Below are 21,293 nucleotides of genomic sequence, written 5' to 3'. Positions count from 1 at the left end.
CAACATTGATCAAGTTATACAACGCCTAATATAGCTCAAGATTTTTAACTTCACTTTGCAAAGGAACTGCGAATGTTATCGAAACCCATATACGAGGCCCTGCCTCTTAGTTACGTAATTCTCGGTGGATTAGGGATCACCCTACTCGACTCAGTATTAGCCCAAGCCGCATGCATCGCCATTTTCCTATTTGGTAGTTGGATTTACTCCCTTCGCTCCCAAAATCGCCGTACAGACCCGTCAAAACGACGTAAAAAAGGGATCTTACCTCACTCTATTTACGAACATCTACCAAGCTTGTATTTGTTGACGGCCTTATTAATCCAAAAAGTTGACTCAACACATATACCTGTCATCACTTTAGTATTATTAAGCTATGCAGCTTATTTAGTGGTAAGGCGCCGCCAATACCGGAAGCATAAAGTCATCAACATAAAATTAAGCTAATCTAATCAGAGAACACTCTTATCTAGCCAAGTTTTAGAGACAATCACTCATCCTCTTGGGCATATGATTAAGATTGCTACTTTGATAGGCTACATAACACATAAAATTGCGTGTTTAATTCAAATAAATTGATAGTTGAGCACTAGCTACATGATTAAGTGCTTTATAGAGTTCCGCTGCTCAACTGGCATATGCTTAAGGTAATTGGAACAGCGAGTAATGGTTGCAATACTAATCTCAAATTCCTGCGCAATTTGACGCTGACTCATCTCGCCTTGCAGTAACATTTGAAATACTTTCAACCTACCTGCAACGGCGCTGCGCTCTTCTTCCGTCAGTAATAGCTCAAATAACACGATTAAGCTTTGCTGATCAGGTTGCATTAACACCTTCTCTAATACTGAATCCCACTCTGCGCGCATAAATTATCCTCACCTCAAGTTAATCACGTACTAGTGCGTCATTACACAGCGATTGTAGCAAAAATAGCGAACCAATACACTTTTGCTAAATGGTTAGGATTTGCTAAATATCACTCATTTGTAACTAAGAGTAACTATTATGAAAAACGATTGGTGCACATAGGATAAAACTATATACAATGGCGGCAGAACGGATCACATAACACAATAAAAACGTGAGAAATAACCATGAATAAAATTGCAAAGATGAGCCTTATCGCACTAGCAGCAACAGCAACGTTCGCAACCAGTGTTTACGCAAATAACTTTAAAGAAGCAGAAGATGCAGTGCATTACCGTCAATCTGCTTTTAGCATGATTGCCTATAACTTTGGTGACATGGGCGCCATGTTAAAAGGTAAGAAAGAATTTAACGCTGAAGTATTTGCTATGCGTGCTGACAATGTAGCAGCGCTATCTAAGCTGCCACTAGAAGGCTTCATCGCAGGTTCTGATAAAGGCGATACGGAAGCACTTGCTAAAATTTGGACAGACAAAGCTGATTTTGACGCGAAGATGAAAACCTTCCAAGAAAATGCGGCGGTTCTTGCGCAAGTTGCAGCTAAAGGCGATAAAAGAGAACTAAAAAAAGCTTTTGGCAATACAGGTAAAAGCTGTAAAGGCTGTCACGACGTATATAAGAAAGACTAATTAGTCTTTCTGCCACAAAAAAAGCCTGTTTAATTAAACAGGCTTTTTAAATTATAAATGCTATACCTTACTTAAAGCATATCAATCACAGGTAACATTAAGTAATTCACAACAAGAGCACCAATCACAGCCGCAATAACAACCGCTTTAATTACAGAGGCAAAGGCAAGTTCATCAGTGTTTACAGCCGCAGCCTTTGACTCAGGTAATTTCTTATAACCGCTAAACATAGCCCCAAGAATTTTATCGCCTTTAATCATATGCACCCCAACCGCTAATACGTGCACTGCCGCTAAGATTAAAATCAAATCAAAATTCTTTTTATGTAACCATGTAAGCCAACTTGCGGTATCAGAGCTGACTAATCCATAAAGTGGGCCTTCAGTAAAAATCTCATCAGTGGCGAATAATCCCGTGCCTAGTTGCACACACACAAGGGTAATTAAAGTCACAACCATATAGCCACCAACAGGGTTATGACCAAGCGATGTTGAAATCCCTTCGCGCTTTGTTTTGCCAAGGTAGTTCAAAACCGTTTTTGGCGAACGAACAAAGTGGCTAAACTTTGCAGTATCACTGCCAATAAATCCCCAAATCAGTCTGACACCAATCAGTACCATCAAACCGTAGGCTAAAATCTGATGCCATTCCATTTCACCCGCATCGGCGGTCCACCATAATCCTGCGAGCAAGCACAACATACCCCAATGGAAAACGCGAGTTGGAATATCCCACACTTTAACTTTGACTAGATTTTGTTCCATGTTACGGCACTCTTGAAAAATAATTCATCTGGTGGCGACATTATAGAGCGGGAATTACCTGAGGGCTATCGAGTTATTTACACTGGGATTTTTGCGAAAAAGGCTAAAGTAGAGTCAACTTATCTAATCCAATATGAGCCAATTTTTCAGGGTTTACAAGGAAATTTGCCCAGTTATTGTCTATATTTGTCTAAGTGATCAAATAAAAAGCGAACAGTTTAAAAGAGCCAACGAAACGTGATTTAGATCACGACTTTTGATTCTGAGATTGGTAGTCTGAATTCAAGGAAACAACAAAAGGTTCGAAATATGATAAAGATTACTAGCAAGCACTTTGAAGTTACTGAATCTATCCGCGAACGTATTGAAACCAGACTAGGTAAGTTAGCAAGACACGATGTGCAGCTAATTAATCCGCACGTTATTATTGAACAGGAGAAGCAAGGGTTTAAAATTGAAGCTTCTGTCGGCATCCCAAGTGCCAAGTTATTTGCCCAGGCGAAACACGACGACCTTTACGCAGCAATTAATGCAATGGGACAAAAGCTGGAGAAACAGCTAAATCGCCTGACTCATAAACCAGAAAGTCAACGTCACGCAGCGCTTAAAGTAGAAGATGATGCCATTGATGACGACTTTGATGACAACTTAGAGGAGGAATACGCAGCTTGATATCATTGTTAAATTTACACGCAAAGCGCACCCTCGGGTGCGCTTTTTAATGCAAAAAACTCAATAACAACAAGTTTTGATTGACACTCAAGCGCCCCACCTTTAGTTTTAATTGCATGAACAAAATCCACACTGCATTTTTTACTTTCTTTTTTATACCCCCTACTTCTGGAGGCGGAATTTCGGTGTAAAAACGAAAGTGAAAATTCCAAAGCCTCCCACATGGGAGGCTTTTTTATGTCAGCAAAGGCAAGTTCTAATTTTTAACTTCAAAAACTCAGTGCGCATTAAAAGATACAGAGGCCAAGATGAACAAACCACAACCTTTAGATCACACTCGTGAACAGATCACTAGTCTCGACAATGACTTATTAGCGCTACTCGCAAGACGAAGAGAACTTAGCCTAGATGTAGCACGCAGCAAAGAGGTCGATGTTAGACCTATCCGCGATACTATCCGTGAAAAAGAACTGCTTTCAAGACTCGTCAAGCAAGGGCGGGAACAAGGGCTAGATGCCCACTACGTGATTTCACTGTATCAAAGCATTATTGAAGACTCTGTGCTCAATCAGCAAGCCTATTTGCATGGTCGTGCCAACCCTGAAACCCAACAGCAACAATATTGCATTGCTTATCTCGGAGCCCGTGGTTCTTATTCATATCTAGCAGCAAGCCGCTACTGCGATAGACGCCAAGTGGAAATGCAAGACTTAGGCTGCCAAAGTTTTGATGAAATTGTGGAAGCTGTAGAGTCTGGACATGCGGATTATGGATTCTTACCAATTGAAAATACCTCATCAGGCTCAATCAATGAAGTTTACGATGTTCTGCAGCACACCAGTCTTGCTATTGTCGGTGAAACAACTATTGAAGTAGGCCATTGCTTATTAGCAAATAGTGGCAGCTCCATTAACGATATCAAAACCGTTTACGCCCACCCGCAACCAATAAGTCAATGCAGTCGCTACCTGAGCCAACACAGCGAATTTAAATTGGAGTATTGCTCAAGCAGCGCTGAGGCAATGGAAATGGTCTGCAATGCCAATGATAATAGTGTCGCTGCAATCGGCAGTGCAGAAGGCGGTGCATTGTATCAATTGGAAGCGGTTGAAACGGGTCTTGCCAACCAAAAAGTCAATCAGAGCCGTTTTATTGTGGTAGCGAGAAAAGCAGTTGAAGTACCGTCACAATTACCGGCAAAGTGCACCCTGATTATGGCTACAGGCCAAAAGCCTGGCGCATTGGTTGAAGCCTTATTAGTCCTTAAAGCTCGCAACCTAAACATGAGCAAACTTGAGTCACGCCCAATTCCAGGCACGCCTTGGGAAGAAATGTTCTACCTTGATATCGACGCAAACCTTTCCAGCGAGCCAATGCAGGCGGCATTAAAAGAGCTTGAGCGCACGACTCGCTTTATCAAAGTACTGGGATGCTACCCCTGTGAAACGGTAAAACCGACTCAGCTTAGCAATAGCCAATTAATGATTGAGCCAAATACGTCTAAATCAACTACCGCTCCTGTTGCTATTGACCAAAAGCAGCAGCGCTTTAGCAAACAGTACAAGAATGAATTAACCCAAGTCATTTGTGGCCAATTAACGCTAGGGAATGGCAGCTTAGGCGCAGTTGCTCAAGTGCAGCTGCCCATTGACTTGCAACAATTTGAACAGATGGCAAAAGAGTTAAAAGAGTCAGGGTTCCAAGCGGTTGTGATCCAAGGGCTTAGCCAACAAAGTGATCTGATTAGTTCAATCGAGAAGTTTAAGCATGCCCTAAGCCAATTTAACCTGATCTGCATTCTCGCTATTGAACACGAAACCGACTTAAGCATGGCTATACAGTTTGCAGATGTGGTGATGCTCGCTGGCAATTTGATGTATAACCAAGCGATACTCAATCAACTTGGTAGCCTGCTTGTGCCCGTAATTTTAGAGCGCAATGCCATGGCCAGTGTGGATGACTTATTAAATGCGGCAGAAGAGATCCTCAGCCAAGGCAACCAGCAACTCATTTTGTGTGAGTCAGGGGTAACAACCTTAAATAATTCTGGTAGACCGTCATTAGACTTAGCGGCACTGGTAGAGATTAAAGCACTGAGCCACTTACCGGTTATCGTTAATCCGAGTTATGCCATTGATGCAGAACAACTGCCAACGTTTGCTAAAGCGATTAAACAGCTTAAAGGTGATGGCGTAATGATGAACTTAAGTGCCATTGAGCCTGCAACTCAAGGTGACTCTTCGATGCTAATTAAAGCAGTATTAGGTAACTTGTACCACTAACTCAACTCGAACTTAAGGTTTACGCTGAATTAGGCGTTACGCTGGGCTTCGTGCTCAGCGTTACTTTTATCTATTAAACTCGGAATCGTAGTGCCTTGAACCAGAATCGAGAACACCACCACCGCGTATGTCATCACCATCAGTAACTCACGTAAATCAATATTACTGCCGCTAATAATCACCACCCCAGTAGGCAAACTCATTGCCATAGCCAGTGCTAAACCGCCGCGCAGCCCACCCCATACTAAAATCTTCTCTGCGTATGAGTTATAGCGCCTAAAACGCCGAAACCCAATATAGGGCAGGTAGATACTGATCGTGCGCCCAATAAGGACTATCGGCACAGCCAGTACCATAAACCACCATAATTCTGCATCAAAATGGATCAGCAGCAGCAACAAGCCAAGTAGCAAAAACAATAATGAATTAAAGAACGACTCAATTAACAGCCAAAAACTATCAAGATGCTCCCACTCACTCTCTTTGAGTAATCTAGGCACACTGACATTGCCAATAATTATCCCCGATGCCACCATAGCCAAAGGCCCTGACACACCAAGCATATCTGCGCCAACGTAGCCTGCACTAGGCACAAGTAGTGTCATCAATAAGTACTGAGTTCGCTCTTCAGAAAAATGCAGCATACCATGCAGAATTGCAGCTAAAATGCCGCCATAAAGCAGCCCACCAAGTGCTTCACGAATAAATAAACCACTGACCCCAGCCACAGTTAGCGGCTCTGTCGAAAATGCCACTTGTGAAATGGCAACAAAAATAACCAAACCAATACCATCATTAAATAAAGACTCGCCTTCCACCTGAATAGCAATATCTTCCGGTGCGCCAAGCTGTTTAATAATCGCGAGCACTGCAATTGGATCGGTTGGTGAAATCAACGCGCCAAACAGCAGGCAATAGCTAAATTTAAGCTGCAGCTCTAATAAACCTGACAACAGATATAACAAACCACCGATAATCAATGTCGAGATCAAGGTGCCTACAAAAGCCAACACAAAGATCTCCCAACGCTGTTGTTTGAGTACATTCAATTTTATCTGCAGCGCGCCAGCAAATAATAAGAAACCTAACATGCCATTAAGCAGTAAGGCTTTAAAATCAAGCTGCTCGAGATCGGTCACCAAAGTCGAATAGAGCTCCACACCAAAGATTTTACCGGCAATTAAAATCACTAAGCTCAAGCCTAAAGCTAATGCCGTAATGGTGATGGTTTGCTGCCAACGGTGTAAGCGAGAGGAGATCAATGAGATCACTAAAGAAAGCGCAGATAGCAGGCAGAGGATTTCGTAACTCGTCACAGGCGATTCTCAGTCAGATGTAATAGTAAGGGGAGTTAGATGTTTCGACCTTCAATAAGACTAAGCCAACCTTTAAATACACGCCCAATAAACCATACTGCAGCAGCAACATAAAGCGTAGTACTGAGCCATTGGCTGCTAACAAGATAACCTATAAGCATAATAGTGAACATGCCAACAAGGGACCAGCGCTGCCAGCGTAAATGCACGGCAAGAGCACTATCGGGGTGATGTTGTGGCTGATAAAAGTTGATAAGCAGGCTAAGTGCTGCTGGAACAAGAAAAAGCGGAAAACAGGCCATTAAGCCATATAAGAGGTGCGCAAGACTCTTGTCTTCTAGTGCTAGCGGTTGAGAATGTAAGGTTGATGCCATACGCCACTCCATAGAGATATATTATCTAAGACGATAAGAGACAGGCGCTATTCCATCAAGGCCTGTCATTAACCTTACTTTCTCAAACTGAGTTACGCAACTTTCACCGCTGATTTATTTCAGATTTACGTCGGTTATAAAGCTCAACAAACGACTTTTAGCTCTCAAAGTTCTAAGGTTACATCTGACTTTAATTTAGTTGAGCAAGCAAGTACGTATCCTTGCGCTATTTCATCCGCTGTCAACGCCATTTGGCTTGATGACTCGACTTCTCCCTCCACTACTTTGCACTTACACGCGCCGCACACCCCAGAGCGACAAGCGGCAATAATCGGCAAGCCTTCAGCTTCAATGCCGTCCAGCAGTGTTTGCTCAGCAGATAAGGGGCGATTTCTGTCAGCAACACTCAGCATAAAGCCATTCGTTTCTGCACTATTATTTTGAGTCTGCACTTGAGCTGCATTGAGTTCTGCACTATCGCCTTTAAAGCTACCAAAGCTCTCTTGGTGAAACTTGCTCATATCAAAGTCTAATGACTCAAGTAATGCCTTAACAGCGTTCATATAAGGCTCTGGACCGCAGACAAATACAGTACGGGTTTTAAAATCTGGCACTAAACGCGCAAGGTTTTCAGCATTTAAACGCCCTGCTTGTTTGTCGGTAAACTTAGCGCTAATGCCAACATTAGCGAATATGCCAAGCTCCTCTAAAATATAGTTAAGCTTAAAATCACCACTACGCTCAGTCATCTGCGCTATAGCGGATTCAAAAATCAAATCTTTATTGGACTTTGCATTGTGTAAAAAGCTGATATCTGGCCCCATTTCGGTATCAGTTAACCAACGCGACATCGAATACATAGGCGTAATGCCGCAGCCCGCGCTCAAAAATAAATATTTCTGCGCAGTAATATCCACCAAGTTAAATGCGCCATCTGGGCCTAAAGCGCGCACAACATGCCCGACTTCAAGGTGATCAGCCAGGTAGTTAGACACCTTGCCGCCAGCAATTCGCTTTACAGTTAATACAATCGAATAAGGGCGTGAAGGTGATGAGCTAATGGTATAACTGCGGCCAATTTTCTCGCCGTTAATTTCAAGCAGCAGTGTCAAGAACTGCCCCGGTTTAAAATGAAACTTAACCGGCTGTGTTCCTTGAAAGCGAAAGCTCATCACGTCATGAGTTTCATTCCACTTTTCAACACAAACTAGCTGATGCTCACCCGATTGCCACTGCTGGGCAGAAAATGGATCTGGCTTAGAAACTTGACTATTAATTGCTACATTCATACGACACCTACCTATCACACATTAAAGCGAATAAACTTTAAAACTAAAAAAATGGTCACACTCTGGTGACCATTCTTGACTTAATTTTCACCCAATTAGTTAACGCTACGCGACGTTAAGCACACGGTTTAAATCAGCTTCAACTGTGGTGGTGTTACGCAGACCAAACTTCTCTTCTAGCACTTTAGCTAGATTCGGCGTTAAGAATGCTGGCGCTGTTGGACCTGTCATGATGTTTTTCACACCCAGAGACAATAGCGTTAGCAGTACAACAATCGCTTTTTGCTCAAACCAAGAAAGGACTAAAGTAAGCGGCAGTTCATTGATGTCACACTCGAATGCTTCAGAAAGCGCAATCGCAAGCTGAATAGCCGAGTAAGCATCGTTGCACTGACCAATATCCAATAGACGTGGAATACCATTAATGTCACCAAACTCAAGCTTGTTGAACTTATACTTACCACAACCTAGGGTTAGAATAACTGAGTCAGCCGGTGCTTGAGTCGCGATATCAGTGAAATAACCACGCTCTTGCTTATCACCGTCACAACCGCCTACCAAGAAGAAATGCTTGATTGTACCACTCTTCACATTTTCAATTACGGTAGGAGCCGCTGCCATTAGCGCGTTACGAGCAAAACCTATGGTGATTAGATGGGGGATCTCATCATAGATGAAGCCTTCTAAAGACTCAGCTTTAGCAATTACTTCGCTGAAATCGTCACCAATGATGTGAGTCACACCAGGCCAACCCACGATACTACGAGTGAAGATACGGTCAGAATAATCACCCACATTTGGGTCGATGATACAGTTAGACGTCATAACAACTGCGCCAGGGAATGTCGCAAATTCTTTTTGCTGATTCTGCCATGCACTGCCGTAGTTACCCACTAAGTGTGGGTACTTTTTAAGTTCAGGGTAAGCCAGTGCAGGCAGCATCTCACCGTGAGTGAAGACGTTGATGCCCTTACCTTGGGTTTGCTCAAGAATAAGCTCGAGATCTTTCATGTCGTGGCCCGACACTAAAATCGCCTTACCTTTAACAGACTTAGTATTCACTTGAGTTGGCTCTGGATGACCAAAGGCGTGAGTTTCACCTTCATCTAGCATTGCCATTACGCGGTAGTTAAGCTGACCAATCTGCATTGCAGTATTAAATAGCTTATCAGCATCAACAGAGTCTTCACCAAGAAACGCCATGATCTGGTGGAACTCACCAGCCACTTCATCGCTAGTTTGTTCTAAAACACGAGCATGCTCCATATAGGCTGCAGCGCCTTTAAGACCGTATAAGCAAAGTAAACGTAAACCCATGATATCTTCATGAACTTCGTCTTTACCGCGATTAGGCACAGCTTGTAGCGCTTGAGATAGCATTTCAGGCTTGCTAGCACCAAGTACCAACTGCATTGGCGCATTCATTGGTTTAGCTTGGATATTGAGCTCGCTGCACTTAGCTTCATAAGCCGCTTTTAAGCGATTACGGAAGGTTTCAGCTTGAGTGGTGTAAGCGATAATACGCTCATCATCAAAATTCACATTGGTTAGTGTCGCAAAGAATGCTTTAGGCACGAAGGTATCAATCTCATGATCAACAATACCTACTTCACGAGCAAGGGCTGCGTATGACGACACGCCTTGTAAGATATAAATAAGAAGATCTTGTAAGTCTGAAGTATCTGAAGACTTACCGCACATACCTTGCGTGTAGCTACAGCCATTACCCGCAGGTGTTCTAATTGTTTGCTCACATTGAATACAAAACACGACACTAACTCCTATAATTTTAATCATGCATTTAATTTGCATGTTTTAAAGTTAGTCTACGCTTCTTGAAAATTTGCAAAAGGACTTTCTATGATTAAAGGCTGAAACTATGAAAGAGATCACTTTTAGTTTTCACTAATAAAGACTGAAAGCCCTAATGTGACCGCGAGTTAAAACGTTTATTTTCAATAATTAAGGTTATTCATATAAGGGGCTAAAAAGAGGAGTGACTAAAAATACTCCGTCAGGGAGGAATTTAAGGAGTACTGATAAGCATTATCAACTGCAGCCTGAATTCAATAGCAAAACACAAAAAAGGCGCCTAAGCGCCTTCTATAAAATATATTCATTTTTGCTAAAAGCCGATGCTAATCACCAGTCTTAAACTTAACACTTTGCGTTAGCCGGTTTTCATATCGTTAACTGATTGCAACATCGCCCGGCTCTCTCGTTGGAACTGTCGCGCAAAGTCACCAAACCAACGCGACACTTCAGCAAACTGCTCAACAAAGGCATCACGATTACCGGACTTTAGAATAGATAATGCTTGGGAGTAGTTATCTAAATAGTCACCAATCGCTACTAAACTTTCTTCTTGAGCAAAAATAATGTCGGCATATAACTCTGGGCTTTGAGCAAACAGACGCCCTACCATCGCCAGCTCTAAGCGGTAAATTGGCGAGCTAAACTGCAGTAATGACTCGATATCCGCTTCTTCTTTGTATAGGTTAAGACCGTAAACAAAAGAGGAGAAGTGCCGCATCGCCTGCACTAACTGCATGGCTTTATCATGCTTACTCGCCTCAGCCTCAACTATACGTGCGCCCCAAATTTCAATCTGTTCAATCAGCCATTGGTACGCATCACTATCGCGGCCATGGCACACCACCACAACTTGTTTAGCAAGGCTACCAACATCCGGACCAAACATTGGGTGTAACCCAAGAACAGGGCCTGAGTGTGCAGCAAGCATTGCCTCTACCGGCGCGCCTTTAATCGATGTGAGATCTGCAAGAATACAGTCTTTAGGCAAATTGGTTAGCTTGTCAGCAATCAATTCACAGGTAATATTGATTGGCACGGTGACTATCACTAGGCCCGCACCATCAAAAATGCTTTCGCTATTGACCCAGTCATCTTTATCTAAGCTTTTTACTTGGTAACCAGACAAAGTCAGCATTTGCGAGAACAAGCCGCCAAGCTTGCCTTCACCGCCTACAATTACTACATGGCCTAAATCTTGTTTTACTTGCTTAAAGCCAACATCTTTCTCGTTGAGGTAAGACTCACGCATCAAGCGGCGCAGGATATCTTCAATCAGTTGCGGCTCAACATTCATGGCTTTGGCTTCAGCGCGGCGTTTAGCGAGCATATTAGCTTCACGCTGCGGTGCATAAATCGGTAAACCTGTACCATGTTTTACCGCGCCAACTTGGGCGACTAAATCGAGACGCTTTCTAAGTAAGTGTAGAAGCTGCTGATCAACACCATCAATTAAGCCTCTTAGGTTTTCAAGCTCTGCTGTCGTCTTCTCATTCATCAATCTTTCTTCCATCAGCCATTTGCTACTTTGAGCATATCAAATCGAGTCGGTAATATTGGGGCTAATAAGCTAGCACCATCGCGCAACAAGGTTTCCGTGGTTTGCCAGTCGATACACGCATCTGTTACCGATACACCGTAAGCCAGTTGACTCATAGGTATGTCACTGCTTTGCTTACCCGCATTTAAGTGACTTTCAAGCATAACACCAATAATCGATTTATTACCCAAAGCGATTTGGTTAAATACGTCTTCACAGACAGGCTTTTGTTTGTTGTGATCTTTTGACGAATTGCCATGGCTGCAATCAACAATTAAGCGTGCGCTTAAGTTAGCAGCATGCAGCTGCTGCTCACACTCTGCCACACTCGCGGCATCATAGTTTGGCGCTTTACCGCCACGTAGAATCACATGCCCATCAGGATTACCTGCCGTTTGTAATAGCGCAACCTGGCCTTTTTGGTTGATCCCCATAAAACGATGACTACTTGCTGCAGACTCAAGTGCATTAATGGCGACACCTAACTTACCGTCGGTGCCGTTTTTAAAGCCTACTGGCATCGAAAGGCCTGACGCCATCTCACGGTGAGTTTGCGACTCAGTGGTACGCGCACCTATTGCAGACCAAGTGATAAGCTCTGACATGTACTGTGGGCTAATAGGATCTAATGCTTCTGTTGCAACAGGCAGCTCAAGCTCTGCTAGCCAAATCATCAACTCACGGGCTTTTCTTAGGCCTTTATCCACATCAAAGGATTCATCCATATCAGGGTCATTAATCATGCCCTTCCAGCCAACAGTAGTGCGCGGCTTTTCAAAGTAAACCCGCATCAGTACAAAGAACTCATCACCTAATTCCTCATGCAGTTTTTTAAGCTTAAGCGCGTACTCTTTAGCTGCATCAATATCATGGATAGAACAAGGACCTGAAATCACCAATACTCGGTTATCACGTTTATGCACTATGTCTGCAACCGTTTTGCGGGCATTAAGTACGTATTGATAAGCATGCTTAGACAAAGGCAGATCGCGTTTTAGTTCTTCCGGAGTTACCAGCACTTGCTCGGAACTAATATGAACATTGTTGATTGTGTCTTGTTGCATGTTTATCACCTGTATTTATCGCTTACTGTATTTCGCTGCCAGTTTCTATTTCACTGAAAAACGTCTCAATTGCTGTTCTTGTGATTGTTATCAAATAAACCACAAGTAATACTGTAACGGTACACCATTACACCTTGAGAACACTATGCCTATTCGTGCTGTTGAGATCAAGCACTGATTTTAAATAATGAAAAAATTTGGCGGTAAGGGAAGTGGAGGACGGGTTACTAAAATTTAGGCAACAAAAAACCGCCATATAGGCGGTTTCTCGTGCGAACACTGCATCTTTTTTTTAGCGAGTACTAAATTACTTAGTAGCAAGCTTCTCACGGATACGTGCAGACTTGCCTGAACGATCACGTAGGTAGTAAAGCTTAGCACGACGAACACGGCCGCGACGCTTAACTTCGATGCTAGAGATGATTGGGCTGTGAGTCTGGAACGCACGCTCAACACCTTCACCATTAGAGATTTTACGTACTGTGAATGCAGAGTGAACGCCGCGGTTACGCTTCGCGATTACAACGCCTTCAAACGCCTGTAGACGCTCTTTACCGCCTTCTACAACACGTACTTTAACAACTACTGTATCACCGGCACCAAATTGTGGTACGTCGGTTTTCATTTGCTCTTCGTTGAGCATTTTGATGATGTTATTCATTAAATAAACTCCATACTAGTAATAACTGCGCTTCGACTAATCATCTTGTTTGATGCTGTCAACAAATTCAGCTAAAAGCTTCTCTTGTTCGCCAGTCAGAGCTAGATTTTCAAGTAATTCTGGTCGTCTCAACAAAGTCCTACCTAGGCTTTGCTGTAAACGCCAGCGTCTAATATGTTCGTGGTTGCCACTTAGTAATACGGCTGGAACATCCAGTCCATCCAAACTTTCAGGACGCGTATAGTGGGGACAATCCAGTAATCCGTCAGAGAAAGAATCTTGCTCTGCAGAAGCTTGCTTTCCTAGCACGCCAGGAACCAATCTTGAAACTGAATCAATCAGAGTCATCGCTGGAAGTTCACCGCCCGAAAGCACGTAATCTCCTATTGACCACTCTTCGTCCACTTCAGTTTGAATAATGCGCTCATCAACACCTTCGTATCGACCACACACTAAAACCAAACTGGATGATTGTGCTAACTCTTCAACGCCTTGCTGTGTCAGCTTACGGCCTTGAGGAGACAGGTAAATCACCTTTGCATCTTTTCCGGCTGCAGCCTTAGCTGCATGGATGGCATCACGTAAAGGCTGCACCATCATTAACATTCCTGGGCCACCACCATAAGGGCGGTCATCCACAGTTTTATGTTTATCATGGGTGAAATCACGAGGATTCCACGTTTGCAACTCTAGTAACCCTTTACTAACTGCACGACCCGTTACACCAAAGTCTGTTACGGCACGAAACATCTCGGGAAACAGGGTTACTACCCCTAACCACATATGTTCTACCTCGACTTAAAAGTCCGGATCCCAATCCACTAAAATCTGTTTTGCTGCCAAGTCCACCTTTTGGATGAACTGGTCAGTAACAAAGGGAATCATACGTTCCGCTTTGCCAAAGCCATCTTTCGCATTTGCTTTAACTAAAAGTACGTCATTTGATCCTGTTTCCACGATCTCCTGCACTGTACCCATGTTATAGCCTTTGGTATTGGTAACTTCACAGCCGATAAGATCTCGCCAGTAGAATTCATCTTCTGGTAAGTCTTGCATCTGATCCGCAGGCACAGCAATCTCACAATTAGTAAGCGCTTGCGCCTCATCCCGTGTTGATACGCCTTCAAGACAAGCAACTACGGCTTTACCTTGGAAACGCCACTGGGCGACCTTAACCTCGCGCCATTCGCCTTGTTCTTTAATAAGCCAAGGTGAATAGTCAAAGATACCTTCAACAGAGTCGGTATAGGTAGTGATCTTCAACCAACCTTTAATGCCATAACTTGAACCGATTTTGCCAAGGATGACGGGTTCTTGTTTACTACTCATCAATCTATACCTTAACGCTATTAAGCAGCAGCTTTACGAGCGTCTTTGATCAGTTTTGCTACACGATCAGTAGTAGCAGCACCGTTAGCAACCCAATGCTCAACACGGTCAAGATCTAAGCGTAGAGCTTCTTCTTGGCCACGAGCTACAGGGTTAAAAAAGCCAACGCGCTCGATGAAACGACCGTCACGGGCGTTACGGCTGTCAGCTACAACGATGTTATAAAATGGACGCTTTTTTGCGCCGCCACGAGCTAAACGAATGGTAACCATGCGTTTGGTATCCTCTAATGATTTGCTTTTTATCAAGCAAAAATAAAAACTGAAACTCCGTGTTCGCGGAGAGCCCCAGATAGAAAGCCGGCAGATTTTACCTGACTGACCGACGAATGCAACCGTAATCGGCGTTTTTTACACCTAAAACGATAAACAGACCAGAGCAAGTTTTACTCTAGTCTGTAAATTTAGCTTTGCAGAATATTAATAATGCCTAGCGGCCGGGCATTTTCATGCCTGGTGGGAGCATACCGCTCATACCACGCATCATTTTTTTCATGCCGCCTTTTGATGACATTTTCTTCATCATCTTCTGCATTTGCGTAAACTGTTTCAATAAACGGTTCACGTCTTGAATTTGTGTGCCGCTGCCCATCGCGATTCTGCGCTTACGCGAACCTTTGATGATATCAGGGCGTTGACGCTCACCTGGCGTCATAGAATTGATAATCGCTTCCATCTGCCCAGTCATCTTGCCGTCTTGAACTTGAGCAAGTGCTTCTGGGGGTAATTGACCCACACCCGGTAGCTTCTCAATCATGTTCATCATGCCGCCCATATTCTTCATCTGCTGCAGCTGCTCACGGAAATCTTCTAAATCAAAATTTCCGCCTTGCTTAACTTTAGCAGCAAGCTTCATAGCTTTTTCTTGGTCAACGCCGCGCTCAACCTCTTCAATAAGAGAAAGCACATCGCCCATACCAAGAATACGTGAAGCTACACGATCAGGGTGGAACGCTTCTAGTGCGTCGGTTTTTTCACCCACACCCAAGAATTTAATTGGCTTACCAGTGATATGCCGAATCGATAACGCCGCACCGCCGCGTGCATCACCATCAACCTTAGTTAGAACCACACCAGTAAGTGGCAAGGCTTCATTAAAAGCTTTAGCTGTGTTTGCCGCATCTTGACCTGTCATGGCATCAACCACAAACAGAGTCTCAACAGGCTTAACCGCCGCATGAAGGTCCTTAATTTCGTCCATCATGGCTTCATCGACGTGCAAACGACCTGCAGTATCGACAATAACCACATCAATAAACTTAAGCTTTGCGTGCGCAATTGCTGCATTAGCAATATCGACTGGCTTTTGGCTAACATCTGAAGGGAAGAATTGAACGTCTACTTCAGCAGCCAAGGTTTCTAGCTGCTTGATTGCTGCAGGACGGTATACGTCGGCAGAAACCACAAGCACAGATTTCTTCTCACGCTCACGCAAGAATTTAGACAGCTTTGCAACACTGGTGGTTTTACCCGCACCTTGCAAACCCGCCATCATGATTACAGCTGGAGGCTGTGCCGATAGGTCTAAAGCTTCATTCGCTTCGCCCATCGCATTTTCAAGTTCGCTTTGAACGATCTTAATAAAGGCTTGGCCTGGACTTAGACTCTTAGAAACCTCTTGTCCAACAGCGCGTTCTTTAACGCTATTTACGAATTCACGAACCACAGGCAAGGCAACATCGGCCTCAAGAAGTGCCATGCGGACTTCGCGTAAGGTTTCCTTAACGTTTTCTTCCGTTAAGCGACCACGGCCACTGATATTTTTCAGAGTCCGTGACAATCTGTCAGTTAAGTTCTCAAACATTATCCAGTTCTTTACCGTTTAAAATTTACATTGATGGGGCTGTATTATAGCGATGCCCAGATATTATGCTACAGAATGACGCAAGTAACTTTTATAACTAGGCCTTACAATCGATAAATATTTAACAAAAATCGCTGTTAGGACAAAGAATCAGCCAATTTTTGCAATCAAGGTCACTGCCCAAAAGACCTTTGCTCATGTTATTCTAGTTGACAACGTTATCGGTGAATTCTGAGATAAAAATCCTAATAACGTAGGCAAAGAGACCTAAAGCGATAATTTCGCTCATTCTGCGATTTAACTCCTGTTTGAATCAGGCTAGTATGCAACTCGTTTGGTCAGCTTTAGTTAAACGTTATTAAGTATGCGTAAAGCATCAGATTCATAAACAATAGGTTAATACTCAATGGTCATTTTTTCTGCTTCAGCCATGTTATTTTATAGTATTGCTTTGGTTCTCGTCGCAAGTCGCCTGTTTCATGTAGACGGACCAAACAGAAAGCTCGTCGCTGGGTTTGCTGCTGTAGGCGTGGTGTTGCATGCTGCTGCACTATCGCAAACCATTATGACTAGTGACGGGCAAAACTTTAGCTTAACCAACGTAATTTCGATGGTTAACTGGATAATAACCTTCAGCTTTACCATTTTGTTATTCAGGCTTAAAGTCATCGTTGTCTTGCCTGTGGTTTATGTCTGCTCAATCATTTCAGTGGCGCTATTATGGCTAGTGCCACCAGAATACATCATTCACTTTGAAGTTCACCCTGATGTGCTAGTGCATGTTGTCTTATCACTTATGGCATACAGTGCCTTGATGATTGCAGCGCTTTACGCGATTCAATTAGCAATAATTCAGAATCGCCTTAAGAATAAGAAAATTGTCATGACATCGGCTATGCCGCCATTAATGACGGTTGAAAAGCAGCTTTATCACTTAGTGATTGTTGGGGTGATTTTATTAAGTTTATCTTTAGCCACTGGCTTTATCTTCTTAGATGATATGTTTGAAGAAGGTAAGGGTCACAAAGCGGTATTATCGATTATGGCTTGGTGTGTTTATATCGCCATGTTAGCTCAGCAATACTGGGTTGGTTGCCGTATTCGCACCGCCGTTGCTTATACTTTAACAGGCGGCGTACTGCTATCACTTGCCTACTTTGGTGCGCGTATTGTTAAAGAGTTAATCCTCCGCTAAGCTTCATTTTCGTTAATTGACCCATCACCGCTTGATGGGTCAAACTTGACACACTTTAGAAAGTTCTGTAATTAGTTATTTTTATAGTGCTTTATCTAGCTAGAATTTTCGCCCTTTCTTTAAACAACAGCGGAGCTCCAACTCTTGGACGATATATCCACTGGCGTACTTTTATCTATTCTGTTCGTCTTAATCCTACTGTCTGCTTACTTCTCTGGCTCAGAAACAGCCATGATGTCACTAAACCGTTATCGTTTGCGCCACTTAGCAAATAGCGGCCATAAAGGCGCTAAGCGCGCGATAAAAATGTTAGAGCGACCAGATAGATTGATTGGACTCATCCTAATCGGTAACAATTTAGTTAATATTTTAGCGTCTGCGATAGCGACCATTATCGGCATACGTTTATTTGGTGACGTGGGGGTCGCCATCTCGACCGGTGTATTAACGCTCGTCGTGTTAGTATTTGCCGAAGTTACCCCTAAAACTGTTGCAGCGCTTCACCCAGAACGTATCGCCTTTCCCTCCAGTGTTGTCCTACGAGTATTACTCACAGTACTTTCTCCTTTCGTAAAGGTCGTCAACTTTATTACCTCAGGTTTTTTGCATTTACTCGGTATTCACTCAGTCAAAACCGATGATGCACTTAGTCAAGAGGAGCTACGCACAGTAGTAAATGAGGCTGGCGCCTTAATTCCACAGCGTCACCAAGAGATGCTGCTATCCATTATGGATCTAGAGAAAGTCACCGTTGACGACATCATGATCCCGCGTAACGAGCTTTACGCCATTAATATCAACGACGACTTTAAGAGCATTAATAAGCAGGTTATTCAAAGCCCACACACAAGGGTGTTGCTATATAGAGACACGATTGATGATGCCGTTGGTTTTGTACACTTAAGAGATGCGTTGCGCTTACAATCGAAAGGCCAATTTAGTAAATCTTCGTTGCTGCGGGCAGTAAAAGAGCTGTACTTTATTCCTGAAGCGACACCGCTTAACGTGCAGCTGGCCAACTTTCAGCAAAATAAAGAACGTATTGGACTCGTTGTAGATGAATATGGCGACATTCAAGGACTCGTGACCCTTGAGGATATTTTAGAAGAGATTGTCGGTGACTTTACTACGTCTATGGTGACTACGCCGAGCGAAGATATTACCCCTCAGCAAGACGGCAGTTTCCTGATTGAAGCCACAATAAACATACGCGATCTCAATAAAGAGATGGAGTGGCACTTCCCGATTGATGGCCCTAAAACAATCAATGGTTTAGTACTTGAGTACTTAGAAGATATTCCTGAGCCAAACACCTCAATGCGTTTATATGGCTACCCGTTGGAAGTGATAGATGTCGCTGACAATATGATAAAAACGGTTAGAGTGATGCCACAGCATTACCTTGCGCCTAAAACTGCAGATTAACCGTGCGATACGCTATTCACAATAAAAAGGCGCTGTCGCGCCTTTTTACTTATCTATGTTTATCTCTAATAGCACTTAAGCGGCTTTTCTTGCAGCCTCTAGCGCTCTACGTTTATCTCGAGCTAGAGGCGTAATATCTGCGAGTAACTGCTTTTCTAGCCCGAACATAAAGTAAACCTCTGCCATCAAAAAGAACGGTCCTATTAGCAATTGATTTAAGTCATCGACAAATGCAGGCTTGGCTTTCTCGTAATGATGGCCAATAAATTGAATCACCCAACCAACAAAAAACACTACGATAGCAATCCAAAATGCATGGGGTATTTGCGCCACAAGGCTTGATGTATAAAGTACTGGAATAATAAAAATCGTTAAACCAATGGCTAGTCTAGCATGTAAAAGGAAGTAATAAACAAGCACACCGACTGTAAAAATCGTGGCAACATTAAACGTGATGACGGGCTCATTAGACACGGCAAAATTAAGTGGGATTAAATTCAGTAATAAAAATAGTGACCAAATAATCAAAGGTACGCCCACAAAGTGAGTCCGAATATTTTTAGGGTTTAAATGAACACTTTTGTAGGTTGATAACTGTTCTTCGGCGGATTTCATCTGCTCTTCTCCATATAGGCTTGCCAGGATAGAAGCATTGCTAGGATTTGTATTAGCTAGCGCTTCTAACATGGCGACTGTATTTGGCTCAGCGGGGGCATAAATCGCACTAGTCTTTCCATATACGTATATTGATAGGCTTATTTTCAATGCCCCGTTAACACCGGCCAAATTTAACTACATCTTAACCTAATGGATTTTATCGCATTTTAATAGAGTAAAAATTCAAATGAGCCCTTAAAGCTGCATTACTCTGCAATAAAGCAGCTTATGCTAAGTCGCCGCCCTCTTCGCAAGGAGAGAGTATATCTAGCAACTAGTCTGATGTTGAATAAGTCACCCATTTAGCAGAGTCATCATCAAAGTAGCTTTCTTGGATGATCTTACCTTTGCCATCAAGCTTTTTTATCACCACTGCCAGGCCATTCTCATCATAGACTTTAATCTGTTTATCTGTCACCACGCCGTTTACATAAGTACGCTTGGATATTAACTGGCCATTACAGTGATATTTAGCAAACTCACCATCTTCTACGCCCATGTTGTAATGCTCGCGAGAATCAACCTGACCATTTTCACCACAAAAGGTTAACTGCACCCCATGAAGGGTATTGAGTGGGTTATAGCCATAATGCTGCTCTGAGCGCCGCTTGCCATCTGAGCCGTAGGTTTCTAATATGCCGGTATTGGTTACCCTGTCGTAGTTAAATTTGCTTCTTAAGCGACCATTACGATAGTAAGTTTTCTCATTGAGCTTTTTATAATCGGCATAAATAAATTCACTCTCGCTCTCAAGCAGGCCATCTGCATAATAGTCCTTGTGACGTTGGCGCTTTTCGCCATCAACAAAATAGTACAGACGCCATTCTCGGCCTTTTTCATAACTAATGCTCTCGACTTCTTTGTCGCCTTCGAATCGCTTATAGCTGAGGATTACGCCCTGCTCATCATAAAGCCAATGCTCCGTTTTTACTCCTGCTTGGTAAAGTCGCACCCACTGCGGCTTTCCAGTGGTGGAAAAGTGATAACTAATCTGCTTTCCATCTAACTTACCCGCCTTATACCAAGCCGTTTCATTGAGTTGATTGTTTAGCGTCGAGAAGCTATAGCCGTGTTCGAGTCCATCTTGATACTGAGTCACTCTATAAAACGCCTTACCATAAGCATAATTAGTCGCAATGCCGGTAAATAACTCACCTCGATAATACTCAGGACAATCGCTTTGATATTGCGCGTCACACTTAGTTTGATTTAGGTCGTCCTCACTAATTGGCAGGTGTGCGTTGCCACATGCCGATGCTAACCACGCACTTATCAGTAGTATTATTAAGGGAGCTACTCGCTTTAGTCTGTGGGGGGAAAACATAATCATTACTCAACTGGGTTAGAGATATTTGGCTAGCAAGTCAATGACAAATGAAAAGTCTATGACTCAATGCACACAGTTCAAACACGCTGATAAACATCAACTTAGCTAGCCGCACCATACACAGAGTTAACAGGCTTCTCAAACTGCCTTGCCAACAGCGATGA

Annotated in this window: 21 protein-coding genes and 1 other annotated feature; of the genes, 6 read left to right on the top strand and 15 right to left on the bottom strand. The window is 43.2% G+C overall.

What is annotated here, in order from left to right; genetic code table 11:
• Positions 1-72: 72 nt before the first annotated feature.
• Positions 73-447 carry a hypothetical protein gene (locus tag L2748_RS02705; RefSeq protein WP_220779661.1) on the top strand — a complete coding sequence of 125 codons (375 nt, stop codon included), beginning with the start codon at positions 73-75 and terminating at the stop codon, positions 445-447.
• Positions 448-593: 146 nt separating this feature from the next.
• Here L2748_RS02705 and trpR read toward each other — a convergent pair whose 3' ends face one another.
• Complete coding sequence (trpR, locus tag L2748_RS02700; RefSeq protein ID WP_220779654.1) at positions 594-869, bottom strand: trp operon repressor; 276 nt, start codon at positions 867-869, stop codon at positions 594-596.
• Between the two features lie 246 nt (positions 870-1,115).
• On the opposite strand from trpR, the gene L2748_RS02695 reads away from it, so the two are divergent.
• On the top strand, positions 1,116-1,559 hold the full coding sequence (locus L2748_RS02695) for a c-type cytochrome (protein ID WP_373317180.1): 444 nt from the start codon (positions 1,116-1,118) through the stop codon (positions 1,557-1,559).
• 71 nt (positions 1,560-1,630) lie between these two features.
• On the opposite strand, the gene L2748_RS02690 is transcribed toward L2748_RS02695, so the two are convergent.
• Entirely contained in the window at positions 1,631-2,323 is a 693-nt protein-coding gene (locus tag L2748_RS02690) for a cytochrome b/b6 domain-containing protein (RefSeq protein ID WP_220779650.1), read from the bottom strand.
• A gap of 309 nt (positions 2,324-2,632) precedes the next feature.
• Between L2748_RS02690 and hpf the strand changes: the two genes are divergently transcribed.
• Both hpf and pheA read left to right on the top strand, forming a co-directional pair.
• Positions 2,633-2,995 (top strand): ribosome hibernation-promoting factor, HPF/YfiA family, encoded by a 363-nt coding sequence (gene hpf / locus L2748_RS02685; protein ID WP_220779648.1) that lies wholly within the window; start codon positions 2,633-2,635, stop codon positions 2,993-2,995.
• 121 nt (positions 2,996-3,116) lie between these two features.
• Positions 3,117-3,235: a sequence feature (Phe leader region), on the top strand.
• 68 nt (positions 3,236-3,303) lie between these two features.
• Positions 3,304-5,277, top strand: coding sequence for a prephenate dehydratase (gene pheA, locus L2748_RS02680; protein WP_220779646.1), 1,974 nt, complete (start codon positions 3,304-3,306; stop codon positions 5,275-5,277).
• A gap of 29 nt (positions 5,278-5,306) precedes the next feature.
• Here pheA and L2748_RS02675 read toward each other — a convergent pair whose 3' ends face one another.
• The 11 genes from L2748_RS02675 to ffh form a co-directional block, all read right to left on the bottom strand.
• Complete coding sequence (locus L2748_RS02675) at positions 5,307-6,593, bottom strand: cation:proton antiporter (protein WP_220779644.1); 1,287 nt, start codon at positions 6,591-6,593, stop codon at positions 5,307-5,309.
• A gap of 35 nt (positions 6,594-6,628) precedes the next feature.
• On the bottom strand, positions 6,629-6,967 hold the full coding sequence (locus tag L2748_RS02670) for a hypothetical protein (RefSeq protein WP_220779642.1): 339 nt from the start codon (positions 6,965-6,967) through the stop codon (positions 6,629-6,631).
• Positions 6,968-7,131: 164 nt separating this feature from the next.
• Positions 7,132-8,256: an FAD-binding oxidoreductase gene (locus tag L2748_RS02665; RefSeq protein WP_220779641.1), complete on the bottom strand. Its 1,125-nt coding sequence runs from the start codon at positions 8,254-8,256 to the stop codon at positions 7,132-7,134.
• A gap of 105 nt (positions 8,257-8,361) precedes the next feature.
• Positions 8,362-10,026 (bottom strand): hydroxylamine reductase, encoded by a 1,665-nt coding sequence (hcp, locus tag L2748_RS02660; protein WP_220779639.1) that lies wholly within the window; start codon positions 10,024-10,026, stop codon positions 8,362-8,364.
• 400 nt (positions 10,027-10,426) lie between these two features.
• On the bottom strand, positions 10,427-11,566 hold the full coding sequence (gene tyrA / locus L2748_RS02655) for a bifunctional chorismate mutase/prephenate dehydrogenase (RefSeq protein ID WP_220779637.1): 1,140 nt from the start codon (positions 11,564-11,566) through the stop codon (positions 10,427-10,429).
• Positions 11,567-11,580: 14 nt separating this feature from the next.
• The gene (locus tag L2748_RS02650; RefSeq protein WP_220779629.1) at positions 11,581-12,672 is read right to left on the bottom strand and encodes a 3-deoxy-7-phosphoheptulonate synthase; all 1,092 of its coding nucleotides are present in this window, start codon (positions 12,670-12,672) and stop codon (positions 11,581-11,583) included.
• A gap of 307 nt (positions 12,673-12,979) precedes the next feature.
• Complete coding sequence (gene rplS / locus L2748_RS02645; protein ID WP_012276214.1) at positions 12,980-13,333, bottom strand: 50S ribosomal protein L19; 354 nt, start codon at positions 13,331-13,333, stop codon at positions 12,980-12,982.
• A 36-nt stretch (positions 13,334-13,369) separates the two neighbouring features.
• The gene (gene trmD, locus L2748_RS02640; RefSeq protein ID WP_220779627.1) at positions 13,370-14,116 is read right to left on the bottom strand and encodes a tRNA (guanosine(37)-N1)-methyltransferase TrmD; all 747 of its coding nucleotides are present in this window, start codon (positions 14,114-14,116) and stop codon (positions 13,370-13,372) included.
• 15 nt (positions 14,117-14,131) lie between these two features.
• On the bottom strand, positions 14,132-14,662 hold the full coding sequence (gene rimM, locus L2748_RS02635) for a ribosome maturation factor RimM (RefSeq protein ID WP_220764433.1): 531 nt from the start codon (positions 14,660-14,662) through the stop codon (positions 14,132-14,134).
• A gap of 20 nt (positions 14,663-14,682) precedes the next feature.
• Positions 14,683-14,934, bottom strand: a complete 252-nt coding sequence (gene rpsP, locus L2748_RS02630) for a 30S ribosomal protein S16 (protein ID WP_012154307.1) — start codon at positions 14,932-14,934, stop codon at positions 14,683-14,685.
• 217 nt (positions 14,935-15,151) lie between these two features.
• A complete protein-coding gene (ffh, locus tag L2748_RS02625) occupies positions 15,152-16,525 on the bottom strand; it encodes a signal recognition particle protein (protein ID WP_220779625.1) in 1,374 nt (457 codons plus the stop codon).
• Positions 16,526-16,931: 406 nt separating this feature from the next.
• Here ffh and L2748_RS02620 point away from each other — a divergent pair, with 406 nt between their 5' ends.
• Positions 16,932-17,720, top strand: coding sequence for a cytochrome C assembly family protein (locus L2748_RS02620; RefSeq protein WP_220779622.1), 789 nt, complete (start codon positions 16,932-16,934; stop codon positions 17,718-17,720).
• Between the two features lie 144 nt (positions 17,721-17,864).
• Positions 17,865-19,145, top strand: coding sequence for an HlyC/CorC family transporter (locus L2748_RS02615; RefSeq protein WP_220779618.1), 1,281 nt, complete (start codon positions 17,865-17,867; stop codon positions 19,143-19,145).
• A gap of 75 nt (positions 19,146-19,220) precedes the next feature.
• Here the strand turns inward: L2748_RS02615 and L2748_RS02610 are convergent, their stop codons facing one another.
• Together L2748_RS02610 and L2748_RS02605 are read right to left on the bottom strand one after the other, a co-directional pair.
• A complete protein-coding gene (locus tag L2748_RS02610) occupies positions 19,221-19,760 on the bottom strand; it encodes an Mpo1 family 2-hydroxy fatty acid dioxygenase (protein WP_220779610.1) in 540 nt (179 codons plus the stop codon).
• A 316-nt stretch (positions 19,761-20,076) separates the two neighbouring features.
• Positions 20,077-21,126, bottom strand: coding sequence for a toxin-antitoxin system YwqK family antitoxin (locus tag L2748_RS02605; protein WP_220779608.1), 1,050 nt, complete (start codon positions 21,124-21,126; stop codon positions 20,077-20,079).
• Between the last annotated feature and the right edge of the window lie 167 nt (positions 21,127-21,293).

Source organism: Shewanella sairae (assembly GCF_023283535.1).
Taxonomy (GTDB): Bacteria; Pseudomonadota; Gammaproteobacteria; order Enterobacterales; family Shewanellaceae; genus Shewanella; species Shewanella sairae.
Note: the sequence above shows the minus strand (reverse complement) of the source record. Positions and strands in the feature narration are given on the sequence as shown.

Bases quoted from the DNA above. Each gene is read 5' to 3' on its own strand.
- L2748_RS02650 (WP_220779629.1), bottom strand. From the start codon at position 12,672: ATGCAACAAGACACAATCAACAATGTTCATATTAGTTCCGAGCAAGTG.
- trmD (WP_220779627.1), bottom strand. From the start codon at position 14,116: ATGTGGTTAGGGGTAGTAACCCTGTTTCCCGAGATGTTTCGTGCCGTA.
- L2748_RS02690 (WP_220779650.1), bottom strand. From the start codon at position 2,323: ATGGAACAAAATCTAGTCAAAGTTAAAGTGTGGGATATTCCAACTCGC.
- L2748_RS02610 (WP_220779610.1), bottom strand. From the start codon at position 19,760: ATGAAATCCGCCGAAGAACAGTTATCAACCTACAAAAGTGTTCATTTA.
- hpf (WP_220779648.1), top strand. From the start codon at position 2,633: ATGATAAAGATTACTAGCAAGCACTTTGAAGTTACTGAATCTATCCGC.
- L2748_RS02605 (WP_220779608.1), bottom strand. From the start codon at position 21,126: ATGTTTTCCCCCCACAGACTAAAGCGAGTAGCTCCCTTAATAATACTA.
- L2748_RS02665 (WP_220779641.1), bottom strand. From the start codon at position 8,256: ATGAATGTAGCAATTAATAGTCAAGTTTCTAAGCCAGATCCATTTTCT.
- rplS (WP_012276214.1), bottom strand. From the start codon at position 13,333: ATGAATAACATCATCAAAATGCTCAACGAAGAGCAAATGAAAACCGAC.
- tyrA (WP_220779637.1), bottom strand. From the start codon at position 11,566: ATGAATGAGAAGACGACAGCAGAGCTTGAAAACCTAAGAGGCTTAATT.
- L2748_RS02695 (WP_373317180.1), top strand. From the start codon at position 1,116: ATGAGCCTTATCGCACTAGCAGCAACAGCAACGTTCGCAACCAGTGTT.
- rpsP (WP_012154307.1), bottom strand. From the start codon at position 14,934: ATGGTTACCATTCGTTTAGCTCGTGGCGGCGCAAAAAAGCGTCCATTT.
- L2748_RS02620 (WP_220779622.1), top strand. From the start codon at position 16,932: ATGGTCATTTTTTCTGCTTCAGCCATGTTATTTTATAGTATTGCTTTG.
- L2748_RS02670 (WP_220779642.1), bottom strand. From the start codon at position 6,967: ATGGCATCAACCTTACATTCTCAACCGCTAGCACTAGAAGACAAGAGT.
- ffh (WP_220779625.1), bottom strand. From the start codon at position 16,525: ATGTTTGAGAACTTAACTGACAGATTGTCACGGACTCTGAAAAATATC.
- rimM (WP_220764433.1), bottom strand. From the start codon at position 14,662: ATGAGTAGTAAACAAGAACCCGTCATCCTTGGCAAAATCGGTTCAAGT.
- trpR (WP_220779654.1), bottom strand. From the start codon at position 869: ATGCGCGCAGAGTGGGATTCAGTATTAGAGAAGGTGTTAATGCAACCT.
- pheA (WP_220779646.1), top strand. From the start codon at position 3,304: ATGAACAAACCACAACCTTTAGATCACACTCGTGAACAGATCACTAGT.
- L2748_RS02705 (WP_220779661.1), top strand. From the start codon at position 73: ATGTTATCGAAACCCATATACGAGGCCCTGCCTCTTAGTTACGTAATT.